Below are 3,550 nucleotides of genomic sequence, written 5' to 3' on the forward strand. Positions count from 1 at the left end.
TGCGCGATGGATGCTGCCAGGTCAAGCCGACTGCGAGGCTTTTTCTATCAGGATCAATGCCTTTACCCTGATACACGTCAAATAGCCTGAGGTCTGTCAGCCATTCGCCTGCATTTTCACGGATTACGTCCAGTACAGCCGAGGCTGCCACGTCTTTGTGCGCAATCAGTGCAAGGTCACGACGCACTTCAGGAAAGCGCGACAACTCGTGGAATTTAGGCATTTTGCCCGACGCCACTTCAGCCAGAACCAGCTCGAAAACAAATACCGGACGATCCAGACCCAGGGTTTTCGACAGTTCAGGGTGAATAGCGCCGATGAAGCCAACCAGACGACCCTCACGTTCGATGCGCGCGGTTTGACCCGGGTGCAATGCTGGGTGTTTGCCTGGCACGAAGGTGAACGCATCCAGAGCACCGGCGAAGCCGAGCACTGCTTCCACGTCAGCCTTGACGTCGAAGAAGTCCACGGTGTCGCGGCCTTGCGCCCAGCCTTCTGGCAGACGGCTACCGCAAACAACGCCAGCTAGCATCGGCTCTTGTTTCAAGCCTTCGAGTTGGCCCACGAAACGCAGACCGCTTTCGAACAGACGCACGCGATCCTGTTGACGGTTCAGGTTGTGCTGAAGCGCCTTGACCAGGCCTGGCCACAGCGACGAACGCATGGCAGCCATGTCGTTGGAAATCGGGTTGGCCAACAGCAACGGTTCAACACCCGGATTGAACAGCTCGAACTGTTTCGGATCGATAAAGCTGTAGGTGATCGCTTCCTGATAACCACGGGCGACCAGCAGGCGACGCAGTTCAGGCAGGTCGCTACGGGCTTCGGCCTTGGCTTGCGGGGCCAGACGCGCTTGCGGGTAACGAACCGGCAGACGGTTGTAACCGTACAAACGCGCCAGTTCTTCGATCAGGTCGACTTCCAGGCTGATATCGAAGCGATGGCTTGGCACTTCTACACGCCACTGCCCTGCCCCGTCAGCAGTGATCGTCAGACCCAAACCGCTGAGCAGGCGCTCGACTTCCGCCGAGTCCATTTCCATGCCCAGCATCTGGGTGATACGTTGAGCACGCAGGGTAATCGGCGCGATCGACGGCAGGTGCTGTTCGCTCACGGTTTCGATGATGGGGCCGGCTTCGCCACCAGTGATTTCCAGCAGCAGGCCAGTGGCGCGCTCCATGGCTTCACGGGCAAGCTGCCAATCCACGCCACGCTCGTAACGGTGGGATGCATCGGTGTGCAGGCCATAAGAACGAGCCTTGCCAGCGACAGCGATCTGATCGAAGAACGCGCTTTCCAGGAAGATATCGCGAGTGGTCGCGGTGTTGACGCCGCTATGCTCGCCACCCATGACGCCGGCAATGGCCAGGGCGCGGGTGTGGTCGGCGATCACCAGCGTATCGCTACGCAGGCTGACTTCCTGACCATCGAGCAGCACCAGCTTCTCACCCTCTTCAGCCATACGCACGCGGATGCCGCCATTGATCTCGGCGAGATCGAAAGCGTGCAGCGGCTGGCCCAGTTCGAGCATCACGTAGTTGGTAATGTCGACGGCAGCATCGATGCTGCGCACGTCGGCACGACGCAGACGCTCGACCATCCAAAGCGGCGTTGGCTTGGACAGGTCAACGTTGCGGATTACACGCCCCAGGTAACGCGGGCAAGCAGCTGGGGCCAATACCTCAACCGAACGCACTTCATCGTGAACCGCTGGAACACCGGCGACCACAGGACGAGTGACCTGGACGGCATACAGCGCGCCGACTTCACGGGCCAGACCGGCCAGAGACAGGCAATCACCGCGGTTCGGCGTCAGATCGACTTCAATGCTGGCGTCTTCCAGGTTCAGGTACTCACGAATGTCCTGACCCACCGGCGCATCGGCCGGCAGTTCCATCAGGCCGTCGTTGCCTTCTCCCACTTGCAGCTCAGCTTGCGAGCACAGCATGCCGTTGGACTCGACACCTCGCAGCTTGGCTTTCTTGATCTTGAAATCGCCTGGCAGCTCGGCACCGATGGTGGCGAACGGAATCTTCAGGCCCGGACGCACATTTGGCGCACCGCATACGACCTGGAAGGTTTCCGAACCATTGCTGACCTGGCAAACGCGCAGCTTGTCGGCATCCGGGTGCTGTTCGGTGCTCAGCACCTCGCCCACAATCACGCCACTGAAAACACCGGCGGCCGGCGTAACGCTATCGACCTCAAGACCGGCCATCGACAGACGAGCAACCAGCTCGTCGCGACTTACCTGCGGGCTTACCCAGCCACGCAGCCATTGTTCACTGAATTTCATCCTGCTCTCCTAAGAATTCGTTACGACTAGCGAAATTGCGCAAGGAACCGCAAGTCGTTGTCGAAGAACAGACGCAAGTCGTTCACGCCGTAACGCAGCATGGCCAGACGCTCAACGCCCATGCCGAAGGCAAAGCCCGAAAATTCTTCCGGGTCGATCCCGGACATGCGCAGCACGTTCGGATGAACCATGCCGCAGCCCATGACTTCCAGCCAGCCAGTCTGCTTGCAGACGCGGCAGCCTTTACCGCTGCACATCACGCATTCCATGTCGACTTCGGCGGATGGCTCGGTGAACGGGAAGTACGAAGGACGGAAACGCACGGCCAGTTCTTTTTCGAAGAACACGCGCAGGAATTCTTCGATGGTCCCTTTCAGGTCGGCGAAGTTGATGTCGCGATCGACCAGCAGGCCTTCGACCTGGTGGAACATCGGCGAGTGGGTGATATCCGAGTCGCTACGGTACACACGGCCTGGGCAGACGATGCGGATCGGCGGCTGTTTCGACTCCATGGTGCGGACCTGTACCGGCGAGGTATGGGTGCGCAGCAACATGTTGGCGTTGAAATAGAAGGTGTCATGCATCGACCGGGCCGGGTGATGGCCTGGGATGTTGAGCGCCTCGAAGTTGTGGTAATCGTCTTCGACCTCAGGACCTTCGGCGATGCCGTAGCCGATGTGGGTGAAGAATTGTTCGATACGTTCCAGAGTACGGGTAACCGGATGCAGACCACCGGAGGTCTGACCGCGGCCCGGCAGGGTCACGTCAATGGACTCGGCGGACAGTTTGGCGGCCAGGTCAGCCTCTTCAAACAACGCCTTGCGCGCATTGAGAACGTCTGTAACACGCTCCTTGGCAACGTTGATCAGCGCACCGACTTGCGGACGCTCTTCTGCCGGCAAATTCCCCAGGGTCTTCATCACCTGAGTCAATTCACCTTTTTTGCCAAGGTAGTGAACCCGGATTTGCTCCAGGGCATTGATATCTTCAGCGCTTTGCACAGCCTCTAGTGCTTGAGAGACGAGCGCATCCAGGTTTTCCATGTACAGACTCCAGATACAAAATAGGGGAAGAGCTTGAAGGCTCTTCCCCTATTTATGACGTTTAACACCTGGCCCCACAGAGGTGAGGCCGGGTGACTGTCGGGGGTACTTAAGCCAAGGTGGCTTTAGCTTTCTCGACAATCGCAGCAAACGCCGCTTTTTCGTTCACTGCCAGATCAGCCAGAACCTTACGGTCGATCTCGATGGACGC

Annotated in this window: 2 protein-coding genes and 1 pseudogene; all 3 read right to left on the minus strand. The window is 58.7% G+C overall.

Annotated features, from left to right (window positions below; genetic code table 11):
* The coding region (pheT, locus tag ACRESJ_RS18385) for a phenylalanine--tRNA ligase subunit beta (protein WP_431759154.1) at positions 1 to 2,296 on the minus strand (2,296 nt) is incomplete at its 3' end.
* 26 nt (positions 2,297 to 2,322) lie between these two features.
* The gene (gene pheS, locus ACRESJ_RS18390; protein ID WP_056853666.1) at positions 2,323 to 3,339 is read right to left on the minus strand and encodes a phenylalanine--tRNA ligase subunit alpha; all 1,017 of its coding nucleotides are present in this window, start codon (positions 3,337 to 3,339) and stop codon (positions 2,323 to 2,325) included.
* 109 nt (positions 3,340 to 3,448) lie between these two features.
* Positions 3,449 to 3,550, minus strand: a pseudogene (rplT, locus tag ACRESJ_RS18395) (50S ribosomal protein L20); the annotation flags it as partial.

Source organism: Pseudomonas sp. (assembly GCF_050739655.1).
GTDB lineage: Bacteria > Pseudomonadota > Gammaproteobacteria > Pseudomonadales > Pseudomonadaceae > Aquipseudomonas.

What these genes read in the sequence shown, in the direction of transcription:
- pheS (WP_056853666.1), bottom strand. Translation starts at nt 3,339, where the DNA reads ATGGAAAACCTGGATGCGCTCGTCTCTCAAGCACTAGAGGCTGTGCAA.